The sequence below is a fragment of the Streptomyces niveiscabiei genome (assembly GCF_033794345.1).
GTDB classification, from domain to species: domain Bacteria; phylum Actinomycetota; class Actinomycetes; order Streptomycetales; family Streptomycetaceae; genus Streptomyces; species Streptomyces niveiscabiei.
The window spans coordinates 198,306-214,823 of sequence record NZ_JARAYJ010000013.1 but is presented as its reverse complement, the minus strand read 5'-3'; the positions used below and the strand labels follow the sequence as shown (position 1 = coordinate 214,823).

Annotated in this window: 14 protein-coding genes; 5 read left to right on the top strand and 9 right to left on the bottom strand. The window is 72.5% G+C overall.

Annotated features, from left to right (window positions below; translation table 11 throughout):
• Positions 1–107 precede the first annotated feature (107 nt).
• Together PV682_RS20565 and PV682_RS20560 are read right to left on the bottom strand one after the other, a co-directional pair.
• The gene (locus tag PV682_RS20565; protein WP_319731842.1) at positions 108–1,331 is read right to left on the bottom strand and encodes an AAA family ATPase; all 1,224 of its coding nucleotides are present in this window, start codon (positions 1,329–1,331) and stop codon (positions 108–110) included.
• 130 nt (positions 1,332–1,461) lie between these two features.
• Entirely contained in the window at positions 1,462–2,997 is a 1,536-nt protein-coding gene (locus PV682_RS20560; protein ID WP_319731841.1) for a hypothetical protein, read from the bottom strand.
• Between the two features lie 127 nt (positions 2,998–3,124).
• Between PV682_RS20560 and PV682_RS20555 the strand changes: the two genes are divergently transcribed.
• On the top strand, positions 3,125–4,555 hold the full coding sequence (locus PV682_RS20555) for an NAD(P)H-hydrate dehydratase (RefSeq protein WP_319731840.1): 1,431 nt from the start codon (positions 3,125–3,127) through the stop codon (positions 4,553–4,555).
• A 30-nt stretch (positions 4,556–4,585) separates the two neighbouring features.
• Here PV682_RS20555 and PV682_RS20550 read toward each other — a convergent pair whose 3' ends face one another.
• On the bottom strand, positions 4,586–5,158 hold the full coding sequence (locus tag PV682_RS20550; protein WP_319731839.1) for a TetR/AcrR family transcriptional regulator: 573 nt from the start codon (positions 5,156–5,158) through the stop codon (positions 4,586–4,588).
• Positions 5,159–5,232: 74 nt separating this feature from the next.
• Between PV682_RS20550 and PV682_RS20545 the strand changes: the two genes are divergently transcribed.
• Positions 5,233–5,919 carry an SDR family oxidoreductase gene (locus PV682_RS20545; protein WP_319731837.1) on the top strand — a complete coding sequence of 229 codons (687 nt, stop codon included), beginning with the start codon at positions 5,233–5,235 and terminating at the stop codon, positions 5,917–5,919.
• A gap of 91 nt (positions 5,920–6,010) precedes the next feature.
• Here PV682_RS20545 and glmS read toward each other — a convergent pair whose 3' ends face one another.
• The 3 genes from glmS to PV682_RS20530 all read right to left on the bottom strand — a co-directional run bounded on the left by glmS (position 6,011) and on the right by PV682_RS20530 (position 10,347).
• A complete protein-coding gene (gene glmS, locus PV682_RS20540) occupies positions 6,011–7,858 on the bottom strand; it encodes a glutamine--fructose-6-phosphate transaminase (isomerizing) (protein WP_319731833.1) in 1,848 nt (615 codons plus the stop codon).
• A 141-nt stretch (positions 7,859–7,999) separates the two neighbouring features.
• Positions 8,000–9,355: a hypothetical protein gene (locus PV682_RS20535; RefSeq protein ID WP_319731831.1), complete on the bottom strand. Its 1,356-nt coding sequence runs from the start codon at positions 9,353–9,355 to the stop codon at positions 8,000–8,002.
• On the bottom strand, positions 9,355–10,347 hold the full coding sequence (locus PV682_RS20530) for a COG1361 family protein (RefSeq protein WP_319731829.1): 993 nt from the start codon (positions 10,345–10,347) through the stop codon (positions 9,355–9,357). Before PV682_RS20530 ends, PV682_RS20535 begins: the two co-directional genes overlap by 1 nt.
• Positions 10,348–10,354: 7 nt before the next feature.
• Between PV682_RS20530 and PV682_RS20525 the strand changes: the two genes are divergently transcribed.
• Positions 10,355–10,681 (top strand): hypothetical protein, encoded by a 327-nt coding sequence (locus PV682_RS20525; protein ID WP_319731827.1) that lies wholly within the window; start codon positions 10,355–10,357, stop codon positions 10,679–10,681.
• On the opposite strand, the gene PV682_RS20520 is transcribed toward PV682_RS20525, so the two are convergent.
• Positions 10,659–11,846 (bottom strand): COG1361 family protein, encoded by a 1,188-nt coding sequence (locus PV682_RS20520; protein WP_319731825.1) that lies wholly within the window; start codon positions 11,844–11,846, stop codon positions 10,659–10,661. The two genes, PV682_RS20525 and PV682_RS20520, sit on opposite strands and share 23 nt — an antisense overlap.
• Positions 11,847–11,983: 137 nt before the next feature.
• Between PV682_RS20520 and coaA the strand changes: the two genes are divergently transcribed.
• Together coaA and PV682_RS20510 are read left to right on the top strand one after the other, a co-directional pair.
• A complete protein-coding gene (gene coaA, locus PV682_RS20515; RefSeq protein WP_319731823.1) occupies positions 11,984–12,973 on the top strand; it encodes a type I pantothenate kinase in 990 nt (329 codons plus the stop codon).
• 9 nt (positions 12,974–12,982) lie between these two features.
• Positions 12,983–13,918, top strand: coding sequence for a DUF389 domain-containing protein (locus tag PV682_RS20510; protein ID WP_319731821.1), 936 nt, complete (start codon positions 12,983–12,985; stop codon positions 13,916–13,918).
• A 451-nt stretch (positions 13,919–14,369) separates the two neighbouring features.
• On the opposite strand, the gene glmM is transcribed toward PV682_RS20510, so the two are convergent.
• Together glmM and rpsI are read right to left on the bottom strand one after the other, a co-directional pair.
• Entirely contained in the window at positions 14,370–15,728 is a 1,359-nt protein-coding gene (gene glmM / locus PV682_RS20505; protein ID WP_319731819.1) for a phosphoglucosamine mutase, read from the bottom strand.
• A 245-nt stretch (positions 15,729–15,973) separates the two neighbouring features.
• Positions 15,974–16,504, bottom strand: coding sequence for a 30S ribosomal protein S9 (gene rpsI / locus PV682_RS20500; RefSeq protein ID WP_055718821.1), 531 nt, complete (start codon positions 16,502–16,504; stop codon positions 15,974–15,976).
• Positions 16,505–16,518: the final 14 nt, after the last annotated feature.

The following is a 16,518-nucleotide window of genomic DNA, read 5'->3' as shown; positions in this document are numbered from 1 at the left end:
CCCACCCGCATCCTGCTCCGGCGCCGAGGACTCACCGGCCACCCGACCCCCCGTCCGGCTCTCCCCCGGCGTCGAAGTCACGTCCGCCCCCTCCCCCCGCTCCCCCCTCAACGCCCCACCCCCGCCTTCTCCTTGCTCTTCACCCGTGCCGTCACCCGGTCCGCGCCCCGCGACAGCTCCACCACCCCGGCGAGCCGTTCGATCTCGGCCGGGACCTCCCACTCCTCCTGCCGCAGGGAGGCCAGGGTCGTCGCGGGGACGACGACCAGATCCGGTGCGCCCGTCTCCAGCGCGCGGACCAGGACCGACCACGCGGAGTCCCAGCGGGCCCGGGTCGGCCGGTTGCGGACCGCCTCGACGACGCCGTCCAGGACGGCCTGGCGGAGGTCGCCCCGGCGGGGCAGCTCGGCGTTCGCCGGGTCCGCGAGGACCGTCTCCGGGTCGGGGAGGTCCATGCGGTCGACGCAGGCGAGGAGTTCGAGGCCGGGCCCGTCGCCGACGGTTCCCCGCACGAGGAAGGACAGCACCTCCCGGGAGGACCCGGCGGCCCGCGCGAACGCGGTGAGCCGCAGCGCCATGTCCCAGCTGCGCGGCGAGGGCCAGGCACCGCCCCGCCGGGTCTCGGCGCCGGGCAGCTGGTGCACGAGCTTGGGCCGCACCTCCAGCAGCCCGCACACGGCGCGCCGCGCGTACGCGACCGCCTCGGCGAGCCGCCCGGCGTCGAGCACGGGAAGGCTCGCGCGCGGCCACGTCCCGCCGAGCCCCCGTACGACGACCTCGTGGTCGTGCACCCACTGGAGGTGCACGAACCGGTTGGCGAGCGGAGCGCTCAGCTCCCACCCGTCCGCCGCCGAGGACCTCGGGTTCGCGGCGGCCACGATCCGTACGCCGGGCGGCAGCCGCAACGTACCGATCCGCCGCTCCAGCACCAGCCGCAGCAGCGCGGCCTGGACGGCGGGCGGCGCGGTGGACAGCTCGTCCAGGAAGAGCAGCCCCTTCCCGGCGCGCACCAGCCGGACCGCCCAGTCCGGCGGGGCCATCGGAACGCCCTGGACGGCGGGGTCGTCACCGACGACGGGCAGCCCCGAGAAGTCGGAGGGCTCGTGGACGCTGGCGATGACGGTCGTGAGGGGGAGGTCCAGGGACTCCGCGAGCTGGGTGAGCGCGGCGGTCTTGCCGATGCCGGGCTCACCCCACAGGAGGACGGGGAGATCCGCGGCGACGGCCAGCGTCAACGCCTCCAGCTGGAGGTCGGGGCGGGGTTCGGTGCGGGTGTCGGAGAGCAGGGCCAACAGCTCGTCGGCGAGGGAGAGTTGGGTGTTTTCGGGCATGAGTGATCACCGTTTCGGGGAGAGGGGCCCACGCGGACCGGAAAGAGAAGGAAAGGGGAGGGGGGAAAGGGGAGGGGAGGGAAGGGGAGGGGAGGGAAGGGGAGGGGAGGGCTGAACTGCTGGGCGGGGCTTACTTCTTGGGCCGGGGCCGGCGCCCGGACCGTCGGGGCCGGTTCCTCCGCCCGGTCCGCTGCTCCCGCCTCCGCTCGGGCGCGTCCTCGCTCAACCCCGCCCGGTACAGCCCGTACACGACCCGCCGCTCGGCCGCCTCCGCCAGCGCGTCCTTGAGCGGGCCGTCCCTCAACACCGCGTCAGGGCCGAGGAGTTCCTCCACGACCGCGAGCGCACCGGCCGTGTCCCCGTGTTCCAGCCGCTCCCGGACGCCGGTCAGGCAGTCCGGCCGCCGATGCGCCTCGTCGATAACCCGCAGACAGGGCAAGGGAGTTCCACTGAGCGCCGTCAACAGCTCCTCCCTGCGGAGCTGTTCGGGCGCGTGATCGAGCGGCGCGAGCACCCCGCCGACGAAGCCGATCCGGTGCCGCTCGCCCCGGCAGTCGACGAAGCGGTGCGATTGATCGGACGCCGGCTCGGAGGGCCGGGCACGCCCGGGGGCCAACGCGTCGGCGACGAGCGGATGCAGATCCCCGGCGTCGAGGGCGCCCGCGCGCAGGAGGACGAGGTCGGGGAGGGGGTGGGTGGAGGCGTCGGGGAGGAGGGGGAGGGGTGTGGCGCGCGAGGGACGCGTGAACTGCCTTACGGGGGCTGGAAGTTCGGCGTACGAGGCGAACTCGCTTACCCCGTCGGGAGGTTCGGCGCAGGCCACGAACTGGCCCGCACGCCCAGCCGATCCGACGCACGCCGCGAACTCGCCCACACACCCAGCCGATCCGACATACGCCGCGAACCCGCCCGCACACCCCGCCGATCCGACGCACGCCACGAACTCGCCCACCCCGCCCGCCGATCCGGCATCCGGCGCGAACCCCCGCCCCTCACCCCCCGGCGGCGATTCCCGCGTGTCCACCACCCTCCGCCGCCCGCCCGTCCGCACCTCCACCGGCCCCGCCGGAAGCCCCTCGGCGTCCAGGAGGAGGGCGGCCTCGGCGTACCAGCGGCGCGTCGCGTGCTGGTCGTCGGCGGTCGCGCGGTCGGCCAGTTCACCGGCCCTGCGGGCGTCCCACAGATGCCGGTGCAGGTCGAGGCGGAAGCGTCGGCTGGGGTGGGGGTGTGGATGGCGCCGGGCCAACGCGTCCCCGGCGAGGTTCCCGTCCCACAGGGCGAGGCTCATGCGCTGGCCCGCGTCCGCCCAGGCGGGCGGCGTGCGGACGACGAGCCACAGAGCGCGGCCGTCCGTGTCGTACCGGGCCAGCGGGATCGTCAGCGCGGGTCTCAGGAGGCCGTCCGGTGCGGTTCTCGGCATGTGCCAGCGCAGCAGATCGGGCGCCAAGTGCCGCAGATCCGCCCGGAGTCGGGATACCAGTGCCGTGCCGTACGCGCGTTTCGCGGACCCGAGTTCCAGGTCCACCTCGACGCGCGCCGCGGCGCAGGCGCCGGCCCAGTCGCCGGTCTCCCGGCGGGCCGTCGCGGTCTTGATCATGGCGGGCGGTACGGCGTAACGGCGTACGCGCGGCCAGAAGAGGGTGCCGTCCGTGAGGTGGTGTGCCATCAGCACTCACCTTGAGCGGACGGGGCCCCCAATCTCACAAGAGAAGAGGTAGTCATCGGGGTGATGGTAGCCATGGGGTGCGGCGCAGGCGCAAGGGGTTTTCCCGGCGGGGAGGCAGACTGGGCGTATGCGTACTGCTTATCGCGTGGAGACCGTCCGGCGGGTCGAGGGCGAGCTGATGGCCCGCGTTCCCGAGGGGGCGTTGATGCAGCGGGCGGCTGCCGGACTCGCCGTGGCCTGCGGGGAGTTGATGGGGCGGGTGTACGGGCGGCGGGTCGTGCTGCTGGTGGGGAGCGGGGACAACGGGGGTGACGCGCTGTACGCGGGGGCACGGCTCGCGCGGCGGGGCGCGGGGGTGACGGCGGTGCTGCTGTCGCCGTTGAGGGCGCACGAGGGGGGACTGCGGGCGTTGGTCCGGGCCGGGGGCCGGGTCGCGGGGCTGGACGGCGCCGAACTCGCCCTCGGGAATGCCGACTTGGTGGTCGACGGCATCGTAGGGATCGGCGGCCGGGGCGGGTTGCGGGAGGACGCGGCCCACGTCGTCCGCCTCGTCGAGGAGTTCCGCGTTCCCGTCGTCGCCGTCGACCTGCCCAGCGGGGTCGACGCGGACACCGGCGAGGTGCCCGGCGCGGCCGTCCGCGCCGACCTGACGGTGACGTTCGGGACGCACAAGCCGGGCCTGCTGATCGACCCCGCGCGGGAGTACGCCGGGGTCGTCCGCCTCGTCGGCATCGGCCTCGACCTGCCCGAGGAGGCCGACGCGGAGGCCCTCCAGCACGCCGACGTCGCCCGCCTCCTCCCCTGGCCCGGCGCGTCAAGTGACAAATACCGCAGGGGAGTTGTCGGCATCGCGGCGGGCTCGGGGCGTTACCCCGGCGCCGCCGTCCTCGCCGTCGCCGGGGCGCTGCGGGGCGGCGCGGGGGCGGTACGGTACGTCGGCCCCGCCGGGGACGCGGTCCTCGCCCGCTTCCCCGAGACCCTGGTCACCGACCGGGGCCCGAAGAACGCGGGCCGCGTCCAGGCCTGGGTGACGGGCCCGGGCGCCGGCGACGACGCGGGCCCCGTCGCCGAGATCCTCGCCCTGGACGACGTCCCCGTCCTGATCGACGCGGACGGCCTGCGCCTCGCGGACCCGGCAACGGTACGCCGCCGCACGGCCCCCACCCTCCTCACGCCCCACGCGGGCGAGGCGGCAGCCCTCCTCGGCGTCTCCCGGGACCAGGTGGAGTCCGAACGCCTGTCAGCGGCAAGGGAGTTGGCGTCCCGCTACGAAGCGACCGTCCTCCTCAAGGGAGCGACCACCCTCGTCACCAACGCGGAAGGCCCCGTCCGGGTGAACCCCACCGGCACCCCCTGGCTGGCCACCGCCGGCAGCGGCGACGTCCTCTCCGGCCTGACGGGTTCCCTCCTGGCGGCCGGCCTGTCGACGCTGGACGCGGCAAGCGCGGGCGCGTACCTGCACGGCCTCGCGGGCCGGTTCGCGGCGAAGGGGGCGCCGACGACGGCGTACGAGGTCGCGGAGCTGCTGCCGAGGGCGTGGCGGGACGTGAACGGGTAGCACGCAGAGGCACCCCGCCCAACCCCCGCCTCACCGCGCCGCCTTCACCACCAACGCCGCCAACTCCCGGCTCGCCGCCTCGTCCAGGGGCGCGTGGTCCAGCATCATCCGGTACCACAGCACCCCGTACACCGTGTCGATGAGCATCTCCGGGTCCACATCCCCCGCGACCTCCCCCCGCCCCACCGCCCGGTCCAGCAACTCCCGCAGCACCGCCCGACGGCTGAACAGGAACCGCTCCCGGAAAGCCGCCGCGAAGGCCGGGTCGAGCAGGGCCTGAGCCATCAACCCCACCAGGACCGGACGGTGATGGCTCTCCCGGAACGTCGCGGCCAGGAACGCCGCGAGGTCCGCTGCCAGCGATCCCTCGTCCGGGACGGGAATCCGCTCCTCCACGCGGTCAAGGAGCGCGTCGAGGACGACGTCCGCCTTCGAGGGCCACCAGCGGTAGATCGTCTGCTTGCCCACCCCGGCGCGCGCGGCGATGCCCTCGATGGTCAGCGCGGCGAACCCGTGCTCCCGCAGCCCTTCCATGGCCGCCGCGAGCACCGCCCCCCGCGACTCCGCGCTGCGCGGCCTGCCCGGCCGTCGTTCACCCGTCATGCCCGCCACTTTACAAGACGCCGCGTCTCGATATAAAAACGAGACGCCACGTCCCGAAAAGAAGGTGCACTGTCATGCGTGTTGTGATCATGGGCGGAACCTCCGGCATCGGCCTCGCCACGGCGAAGGCGCTCGCGGCGGACGGCGCGGAGGTGACCGTCACGGGCCGCGACGCCGCGAGGCTCGACGCCGCGCACGGCCTCCCGGCGACGGCGGTACGGCTGGACGCCACCGACGAGACCGAGGTCGCGGAGTTCTTCGCCCGGACCGGCCCGATCGACCACCTGGTCCTCGCGTTCAGCCCCGGCGCGGTGGGCCTCGGCCCCCTCGCCGACGTCCGGCTCGCCGACGTACGCGCCGCGTTCGAGGGCAAGCTGTTCCCGTACCTGTTCGCGATCCAGCGGGCCGAGGTCACCGGCTCGATCACCCTCCTCTCGGCGGCGACGGCCCGCTCGGCCCTGGCCGGCACGACCGCGCTGGCCGCGGTGAACGGCGCGATCGAACGGATCGTCTCCCCCCTGGCCACGGAACTCGCCCCGGTCCGCGTCAACGCGGTCTCCCCGGGAGCCGTCGACACCCCCTGGTGGTCCTTCCTCCCGGAGGAGGCCAGGCAGGCCCAGTTCAAGGCGGCGGCGGACACGGTCCCGGCGGGCCGGGTCGGCAACCCGACGGACGTCGCGACGGCGATCCGCTACCTGATCGGCGCGGAGTACGTGACGGGCTCGATCCTGCCGGTGGACGGCGGAATGACGGTCGCCTGACCGCAAACAAGCCGCCCAGAACGCCGACCTCCCCCGGCGCTCCGAAAAACGACGGCCCGCCGGACTCCCCGGCGGGCCGAGCGCCGCCCCCCTACTCCACCGTCACCGACTTCGCCAGGTTCCGAGGCTGGTCCACCTCGTTCCCCCGAGCCGTCGCCAGCTCGCACGCGAACACCTGCAACGGCACGGTGGCGACCAGCGGTTGCAGCAGCGTCGGCGTAGCGGGAATCCGCACCAGATGATCCGCGTACGGCACGACCGCCTCGTCCCCCTCCTCCGCGATGACGATCGTCCGGGCCCCCCGCGCCCGGATCTCCTGGATGTTGGACACGATCTTGTCGTGCAGCACGGACCGCCCGCGCGGCGAGGGCACGACCACGACGACGGGAAGGTCGTCCTCGATGAGGGCGATCGGCCCGTGCTTCAGCTCCCCCGCCGCGAACCCCTCGGCGTGCATGTACGCCAACTCCTTGAGTTTCAGGGCCCCTTCCAGCGCGACGGGGTATCCGACATGCCGCCCGAGGAACAGCACCGTGTTCTTGCCGGCCAGCGACCGGGCCAGCTCCCGCACCGGCTCCATCGTTTCGAGGACCCGCTCCACCTCCCCGGAGATCTCCGCGAGGTCCCGTACGACGGCCCGGATCTCGTCCCCCCACTTCGTGCCGCGCACCTGCCCGAGGTAGAGGGCGACGAGGTAGCAGGCGACGAGCTGCGTCAGGAACGCCTTGGTGGAGGCGACGGCGACCTCGGGCCCGGCGTGCGTGTAGAGCACGGCGTCGGACTCGCGGGGGATCGTCGACCCGTTGGTGTTGCAGATGGCCAGCACCTTGGAGCCCTGCTCACGGGCGTGCCGCAGCGCCATCAGCGTGTCCATGGTCTCCCCGGACTGGGAGATCGCGATGACCAGCGACCGCGCGTCGAGGATCGGGTCCCGGTACCGGAACTCGCTCGCCAGCTCCACCTCGCACGGAATCCGCGTCCAGTGCTCGATCGCGTACTTCGCGATGAGCCCGGCGTGGAAGGCGGTCCCGCAGGCGACGATGACGACCTTGTCGACCTCCCTCAACTCCGAGGCGGAGATCCGGACTTCGTCGAGCACGAGCGACCCGGCCGCGTCGATCCGCCCGAGCAGCGTGTCGGCGACCGCCTTCGGCTGCTCGGCGATCTCCTTGAGCATGAAGTAGTCGTACCCGCCCTTCTCGGCGGCGGAGGCGTCCCAGTCGACGTGGTACGAGCGGACGGCGGCCGGCGCCCCGTCGAACCCGGTGACGGTGACCCCGTCGCGCCGCAGCTCGACGACCTGGTCCTGCCCGAGCTCGATCGCGGACCGGGTGTGCGCGATGAACGCGGCGACGTCCGAGGCGAGGAACGCCTCCCCCTCGCCGACCCCCACGACCAGCGGCGAGTTGCGCCGGGCGCCGACGACGACGTCCGGCTCGTCCGCGTGCACGGCGACCAGCGTGAACGCGCCCTCCAGGCGCCGGCACACGAGCCGCATCGACTCCGCGAGGTCCGCGCACCCCGAGAACTCCTCGGCGAGCAGGTGCGCGACGACCTCGGTGTCGGTCTCCGACGCCAACACGTGGCCCCGCTCGGCGAGTTCGGCCCGCAGCGCGGCGAAGTTCTCGATGATCCCGTTGTGGACGACGGCGACGCGCCCGGCGTTGTCGAGGTGCGGATGGGCATTGGCGTCGGTGGGCCCGCCATGGGTCGCCCACCGCGTGTGCCCGATCCCCGTCCCCCCGGCCGGCAACGGCCCCCGCACCAGCTCCTTCTCCAGATTGACGAGCTTCCCGGCCCGCTTGGCGGCGGCGAGCCCCCCGTCCGCGAGCACGGCCACCCCGGCCGAGTCGTACCCGCGATACTCCAGCCGCTTCAGTCCCCCCATCACGACATCGAGCGCCGACTGAGACCCCACGTATCCCACGATTCCGCACATGCGCGGCAGCCTAAGCGGGTTCGGGCACCGAAACAGGCTCTCCTGTGCCCGAAATCGGGCTGTGCCTTCCCGGGGGACACCCCCGGACCCCCGGCCCCGCCGGGGTTTCGCACCCCGACGGGAACACCCCACACGACAGCCTTACGAGGAACGCCTCCGCCGTACGGCCAGCGCCCCGCCCACCAGGATGAGCGCCCCCGCCCCGGCCGTCAGCCCGGCGACCGGCACCCCGGACCCGGTCTGCGCGAGCTGCCCGCTGCCGCCGGCCGGCGAGGGCGCGGACGACGGGGAGGTGGACGGAGTCGGCGTGGGCGTGGGCGTGCCGCCGGGCTTCGGCGTCCCGGGCGGCTTCGGCTTCCCCGGCTTCGCGATCCTGAACACCAGCTCGTCGCTGTCGTTCGCCTTGTTCGGGTCCAGCGGGCTCCCCGAGTACAGGCCGGCCGGCACCTTGTACGTCGTGCCCGCCGCCTTCTTCGGGAACTTCCACGTGAACGCGTACTTCAGCGTCTCGCCGGGCGCGAGCTCCCGGAAGACGTCGCAGATCAGGACCCCCGGGTCGGCCCAGCACGGCGGGTAACCGGGCGACTTGACGGGCCAGTTGTCGAAGCCCATCCAGAAGCTGACCGCGTCGAGCGGCGCCGCCCCGGGACCGTGGTTGGTCACGGTCACCTCGGTCAGCACCTCCTGCCCGACCTTCACCGGCCCCTTCGGCACGGTCGTCCACTCGACCCCGAGATCGGCGGTCGTGCGGACGGTGACCTTCGCGGACTTGACGTTGTTCTCCGGCTTGCTGTCGACGGCGTCCCCGATGTCGACGGTGTTGGTGAACGTCAGCACGGTGCCAGGCGCGACGTCCGCGCCGACCTTGAGCTCGACGTACGCGGACACCGCCCCGACCCCGCCGTTCGGCATACAGCTGAGGCTCCGGCCGTCGGCGGACGGCTTGCAGGTCCCGTTGGTCGCGTCGTCGATGTTCTTGACGTACGTGACACCGGGCGGCAGCGTCAGCGTCAGCCCGGCCTTCGGCACACTCCCCGACTCGATCCCGGCGATCGCCCGGACACCGAGCGACTGGCCGGGCGCGATGATGTCCGCGTCGGGGTACAGCCGCGCCTCGACATCGAGCGGCTCGGGCGCGGGCTCGGTCCCGGGTTCGGGCGCGGGTTTCGTCCCCGGGACCGGTTCGGGCTTGGTGCCCGGGTCCGGCGCGGGCTTCGTCCCCGGCTCGGGCACAGGCTTCGTACCCGGCTCCGGCTCGGGCTTCGTACCCGGCTCCGGCTCGGGCTTCGTACCCGACCCCGGCTCGGTCCCCGGCGCGGGCTCGGTCCCCGGCTCCGGCACAGGCACGGGCGCGGGCGCCGTCCCCGGCACCTCCCCCACCCCGGAGCCGGCCCCAGCCCCCGTCTCCCCCTGCGCCGCCCAGGCCCCCGGCCCCGCGAGCAGCGTCAACGCCACCGCCCCGGCCGCGACGGCGACACGACCCCCTCTTGCGTACATCAGATGTCTCCCCTGGCTCTCTCCTCCAGGACACGTCGTCGCGCCCTGGTCCCAACTGCTCCGAACAGCACCGCACCCGCACCGACGAGCCCGACCGCACCCCACCCGGCCGCACCCAGCCCCCCGGCCCCGGTGGACGCGAGGCTCCCCCCGCCCCCGGCGACCGACGGCGCGGGCGTGGGCCGTACGGAAGGCGTTGCGGAAGGCGTCGCGGAAGCCGACGGCGTCGGACCGCCCGAACCCCCCGCCTTCACGATCCTGAACACCGCCTCCGCCTGGTCGTTCGCGGCGACGGGATCGTGCCGGCTGGCCGTGTACAGCTCGCCCCGGACCCGGTACGTCGTCCCCGCCGCCTTCTTCGGGAACTTCCACGTGAACGCGTACGAGAAGCTCTCGCCGGGCGCGAGATCCCCCATCCGGTCACAGATGATCACCCCGGGATCGACCCAGCACGGCGGATAGTCCGGCATCTCCGTGGGCCAATGATCAAACCCCGGGTAGAACTTCACGGTCCCGCTCCGCGACACCCCGGGCCCGTGGTTGGTGACGGTGAAGACGGTCCGTACGTCGGTCCCTACGGCGACCGGCCCGGAGGGCGCCGTGCTCCACTCGACCCCGACATCGGCCTTCTCCATGACGGTGATCGTCCAGTCGTCCCTGTCGTTCGAGGGGTTCGGGTCGGCCGCGTCCCCGATGTCGGCGGACGCCGTGAACTTCAGGCCGGTCATCGGCGGCAGCCCCGCATCGGCCCTGACCTTGATCTTCGCCATGACCTGCTGGGTGTTCCCGTCGTCCGCGAGACAGGTCAGCGTCCGCGCGCCGGATGGCGTACAGGTCCCGTTGGTCTGCCCGGACGTGTTCCCCTCGTACGTCACCCCCTCGGGCAGCGTCAGCTTCAGCGCGAGCTTCGGCGTCGTGTCGAAGAGGTTCTCGGCGATGGCCCAGATCCCGAACGACTCCCCGGCCCAGACGGTCCCGATGTCGGGCCACATCCGGGCGGTGGCATCGATACGAGGCTCCCCCTCGCCCCGCCCGCCCGACGCGGACCCGGACGGAGACGGCGACACGGACGGCGCCGGACCGGACGTACCCGCCCCGGACGGCGACGGCTCCGGCGAACCGGGCCCCCCGGCCGAGGGCGACGAGGGCGAGGACGAGACCGAGGGCGAGGGCGAGGGCAACGCCGCCGAGGCCGGGGCCGACGGCGACACCGCCCGGCCCTCCTCAGCCCGCGCCACCGGCCCCGCCGCCAGCGACACCACCGCCACCCCGGCCGCCGCGGCGACCCACCCTCTCCGCCCGATCATGACCGCGCCCGCCTCCTGACCTGGACGAGAACGAACAGCCCGCCGCCCGCGACGACGAGCCCCACGGCCGCCCCCAGCACCCCGGGCCCGACCCCGGCACCGGTCGACGCGAGGTTGCCCCCACCGGACGGGTCGGACGAGGGCGAGGCGGAGGGCGGGGGCGCGGAGGCCGAGGCGGACTCGGAGACGGTCGGCGTCGGCTTCGGTGTCCCGGACGCCTTGAGGACCTTGATGGCCACGGTGTCCTTGTCGTTGCCGTGGTCCGGGTCGTCGGGGTCGTCGTAGAGGATCCCGGCCCACGCCTGCATCGTCTTCCCGGCGGTCTCCTTCGGGAACTTCCACCCGAAGGTGAAGGTACGGCTCTCCCCGGGGGCGAACGCCTTCTCCCACTCGCAGATCCAGTGCTCGTTGTCGGCCCAGCAGGGCAGTCCGGGTGACTGGTAGGGCCAGAAGCCGATGCCGAGGGTCGACATCTCCACGCCGCCGGGCCCGCGCGTGGTCCGGCCGGAGTGGTTGGTGACGACCAGCTTCGCGGAGACGTGCTCCCCCACCTTCACGGCCGTCCGCTCCGGGAACCACTCGACGCCGAAGTCGGCGCCCGTGCGCACCTGGAGGGTCGCCGAGGCCGTGTTGTCGGCCGGGTTCGCGTCGGGCTCGTCACCGGTGGAGGCCGTGGCGGTGACCTTCAGATCGGCCGGGGGCTTCACCTGGGTGAGCATCTGGAGCCGGTACGACAGCTTCCGCGCCGGCGTGTACTGCGACGTACAGGTCACGGTCCGCTTGTCCGCGGAGTTCGCGCACTCCTTGGTCTCGTCGTGGTCGCCCAGCGTGGAGTAGTACTCCATCCCCACCGGCACCTGGATGACCGCCTTCAGCGTCCGGGGCGCCCCGCTGACGATGTCCGCGTTCACCCTGAGGTAGGCCCTGCTCCCCGGCAGGATGTCCCCCGGCGGGAAGCCGATCGACAGCCGCACGTCCACGGGACCGGCGGCCCGCGCGGACGGCGACCCGCTGGGCGACGGCGACCCGGACGGCGCCCCCGGGACGGACGGCGACACGGACGGCGACACCGACGGCGACGGCGACGCCGTGTCCGCCCCGGCCCCCGTCACCCCCACGGCCCCCACCAGCACCGCGACGGCCCCCACCACGAGCCCTCTCACCACTCCCGACCCGCCACGCATACCGCGCCCCCTCATCTCCCATGCAGCCCGAAGTGCCCCGTTGGACAGCCGGCACACAGGAACGGTTGTACGCGCCCGATCCCCCGGCGTGACGGACCCCACCTCCCGCCCCGTTCAAACTCCGTTAACAATGGAATGTGATCTCTCCGGTCTCCCCGATCCCCCGGAGCGCCCACCGGCACAGGCCGGAGGCGACTCCCTACGTCGACCTCACCCGCTCCGAGTGGAGCGCGCTGCGGAACAAAACCCCCCTGTCGCTGACGGCGGAGGAGGTCGAGAAGCTGCGCGGCCTCGGCGACGTCATCGACCTGGACGAGGTGCGGGACATCTACCTCCCGCTCTCCCGCCTGCTCAACCTGTACGTCGGCGCCACGGACGGCCTGCGCGGCGCCCTCAACACGTTCCTGGGCGAACGGGGTTCCCAGTCGGGTACGCCGTTCGTGATAGGCGTCGCCGGTTCGGTCGCCGTAGGAAAGTCCACGGTGGCCCGTCTCCTCCAGGCGCTCCTGTCCCGCTGGCCGGAACACCCCCGCGTCGAACTGGTCACCACGGACGGCTTCCTCCTGCCCACCCGCGAACTGGAGGCCCGGGGCCTGATGTCCCGCAAGGGCTTCCCCGAGTCGTACGACCGCCGGGCCCTCACCCGCTTCGTCGCCGACATCAAGGCGGGCAAGGACGAGGTGACGGCCCCCGTCTACTCCCACCTCATCTACGACATCGTCCCCGGCGAGAAACTGACCGTCCGCCGCCCCGACATCCTCATCGTCGAGGGCCTCAACGTCCTCCAGCCGGCCCTCCCCGGCACGGACGGCCGGACCAGGGTCGGGCTCGCGGACTACTTCGACTTCAGCGTGTACGTCGACGCCGCCGCCGACGACATCGAGCGCTGGTACCTCAACCGGTTCCGCAAACTCCGGGCGACGGCCTTCCAGGACCCCGACTCGTACTTCCGCAAGTACACGCAGGTCTCCGAGCCCGAGGCCCTCGACTACGCCCGCACCCTCTGGCGCACCATCAACAAGCCGAACCTCCTGGAGAACATCGCCCCCACCCGCGGCCGTGCGACCCTGATCATCCGCAAAGGCCCCGACCACAAGGTCCAACGCCTGCACCTGCGCAAACTCTGAAGGCCGCCGATGCTGCACCTGCGCCTCATCACCCCGCCGGACACCACGGACGACGCGGTCCGCCTCATCGAGAAGACGGTGGGCACCACCCACCTCGTCGTCCTCCCCGGCGCCGCCCGCAACCCCTTCGGCGACGTCGTCCTGTGCGACGTCGCCCGCGAGGCCGGCGACGGGCTCCTCACGGCCCTCCAGGGCCTCGGCCTCGACCGCACGGGATCCATCGCCGTCGAGAACATCGACCTCTCCCTCTCCCTCCGCGCGGACAAGGCGGAAGCGGAGGCGCCGGGCGAGGGCGCGGACGCGGTCCTGTGGGAGCACCTCACCGACGCGACCCACGAGGAGTCGACCCTCTCCTGGACCTACGTCGCGTTCCTCACGCTGGCGACGATGATCGCGGCATGCGGAGTCGTCCTCGACAACGCGATCCTCATCGTCGGCGCCATGGCGGTGGGCCCGGAGTTCGGCCCCCTGGCGGCCCTCTCCACCTCCATCGTCCGCAAGGCCCCCCGCCTCGCCCTCCGCGCCCTGACCGCCCTCCTGGTCGGCTTCGCCGTAGCCATGCTCCTCACCGTCGCCTTCAGCTGGCTCATGAACGCGGCGAACCTCTTCCACGAGTCCGACCTGGAGGGCGACCGCCCCAACACAGCCTTCGTCTACGCCCCGGACGCCTTCAGCTTCGTAGTAGCCCTCCTGGCCGGCGCAGCAGGCACCCTCTCCCTCACCTCAGCAAAATCCGGCGCCCTGGTAGGCGTAGCCATCTCGGTCACCACAGTCCCCGCAGCAGCCAACGCAGCAGTAGCCCTCACCTACAACGACCCCAGCCAGACCTGGGGCTCCACCCTCCAACTCCTCCTGAACCTCCTGGGCATCGTCCTGGCAGGAGTAGCAACACTGCTGGTACAGAAGTGGCTGTGGAGAAGACAAGGGGTGGGCGGGGGACGGTAGTTGACCGCGGGCGCGTCGTGGCTGATCGCGCAGTTCCCCGCGCCCCTAAAAGCCCGGGCACAGACCGGCACTCAACTGCGGGCGCGGGGCCGTATCCATGTGCGGCTACCGCCGCGCGAGCGCGACCAAGCACAATCCACCCGCGCCCAACCGCCGAACGGAACCCTGTCCTTCAGGGGCGCGGGGCCGTATCCATGTGCGGCTACCGCCGCGCGAGCGCGACCAGCCACAACTCACCCGCACTCGACCACGGCGCAGCACCCCGTCTTTTCAGGGGCACGGGACTGTATCCGTATGCGGCTACCGCCGCGCGAGCGCGACCAACCACAATCCACCCGCGCCCAACCACCGAACGGAACCCTGTCCTTCAGGGGCGCGGGGAACTGCGCGACCAGCCACAGCGCGCCCGCACCCCGCCACCCCCCATCCCTACCCCTCCCGAACCCGGCACTTACCCCAGCGCCGACTTCACCGCATCCGCCAACCGGGACGCCACCGACTGGGCCTGGCCTTGGTCCGCGGCCTCGACCATGACGCGGACCAGCGGCTCCGTGCCGGAGGGACGCAGCAACACCCGCCCCGTCGCCCCCAGTTCGCGTTCCGCCTCGGTGACGGCCGCAGCGAGTTCCGCGGAGGTGGAGACCCGTGACCGGTCGACGTCGGGGACGTTGATCAGGACCTGCGGCAGACGCTGCATGACGCCCGCGAGTTCGCGGAGGGACTTGCCGCTGGAGACGACGCGAGCCGCCAGCATGAGCCCCGTGAGCGTCCCGTCACCGGTCGTCGCGTGGTCGAGGATGATGACGTGCCCGGACTGCTCACCCCCGAGCGCGTACCCGTGCTCCTTCATGGACTCCAGCACATACCGGTCCCCGACGGCGGTCTGGACGAGGGACAGCCCCTCCCGCTCCAGCGCGAGCTTGAACCCGAGGTTGGACATGACGGTGGCGACAACGGTGTCGGCCCGCAGCACCCCCCGCTCCCGCATGTCCAGCGCGAGCACGGCGAGGATCTGATCCCCGTCGACCTCCTCCCCCGTGTGGTCGACGGCGAGGCACCGGTCCGCGTCCCCGTCGTGCGCGATCCCGAAGTCGGCCCCGTGGGAGAGAACGGCCGCCTTGATCTTGGAGAGGTGGGTGGACCCGTACCCGTCGTTGATGTTGAGCCCGTCGGGCTCGGCCCCGATCGTGACGACCTCGGCACCCGCGCGGGAGAACGCCTCGGGCGACACCCGAGCGGCAGCCCCGTGCGCCTCGTCGAGGACGATCTTCAGCCCGTCGAGCCGGTTGGGCAGGACGCCGATGAGGTGGGCGACGTACCGGTCGAACCCCTCGTCGTAGGAGCGGACCCGCCCGACCCCGTCCCCGGTGGGCCGCTCCCAGGGCTCGCCGTGCCGGTGGGCCTCGTAGACGGCCTCGATCCGGTCCTCCAACTCGTCGGCGAGCTTGTGCCCTCCGCGCGCGAAGAACTTGACCCCGTTGTCGGGCATCGCGTTGTGGCTGGCGGAGAGCATGACCCCGAGGTCGGCACCGAGCACACCCGTGAGATACGCCACAGCGGGCGTGGGCAGCACGCCGACCTTCAGCACGTCGACCCCGGCACTCGCGAGCCCCGCGACGACAGCCGCCTCAAGGAACTCCCCGGACGCCCGCGGGTCCCGCCCGACGACGGCGGTGGGCCGATGCCCCTCGAACGTACCCGCCTCGGCGAGCACATGAGCAGCCGCGACCGACAGACCGAGCGCCATCTCGGCCGTCAGATCCGCGTTGGCCACCCCACGCACGCCGTCGGTGCCGAAGAGTCGTCCCACTTGTCCTCCTGAGGAAGCGTCACTTACGGAGATCATCCGATCACATGAGCCTATGAGCGTCTTGTGCCGTTATACGCCCAAGGCAGCAATAAACGAATGCCCCGACAGCACGGGCGTGCCGCCGGGGCATTCGGACAAGCGCGATGGGTAGGCAGCGAAGCTGCCACCCTCCAGGGGCGCGGGGAACTGCGCGACCAGCCACAACCGGACCGGCAGACGAAATTCGGCGCCCCCAAGCGGAGCGTTTAGCGCTTGCTGTACTGCGGAGCCTTGCGGGCCTTCTTCAGACCGGCCTTCTTGCGCTCGACGGCACGGTCGTCACGGCGGAGGAAGCCCGCCTTCTTCAGCGCACCGCGGTTGTTGTCGACGTCGGCCTCGTTCAGCGCACGGGCGACACCGAGACGCAGCGCACCGGCCTGACCGGAGACACCGCCACCGGCGATACGGGCGATGACGTCGTAACGGCCTTCGAGCTCAAGGACCTTGAAGGGCTCGTTGACTTCCTGCTGGTGCACCTTGTTGGGGAAGTAGTCCTCAAGGGTGCGGCCGTTGATCTTCCACTTGCCGGTGCCCGGGACGATCCGGACACGGGCGATGGCGTTCTTGCGGCGGCCCAGGCCGGCGGCCGGCTGGGGGTCACCGAACCGGCCCGCGAGGGACTCGGAGGTGTAGTCGCCCTCCAGGACGGCCTCGGACTCGGTGGTGTAGCTCTCGATGTCGACGTTCTCGATGTCGACGTCGTTGTCGAGCGGCTGCTCGGCGGTGGTCTCAGCCACGGTGTTTCCTCAGA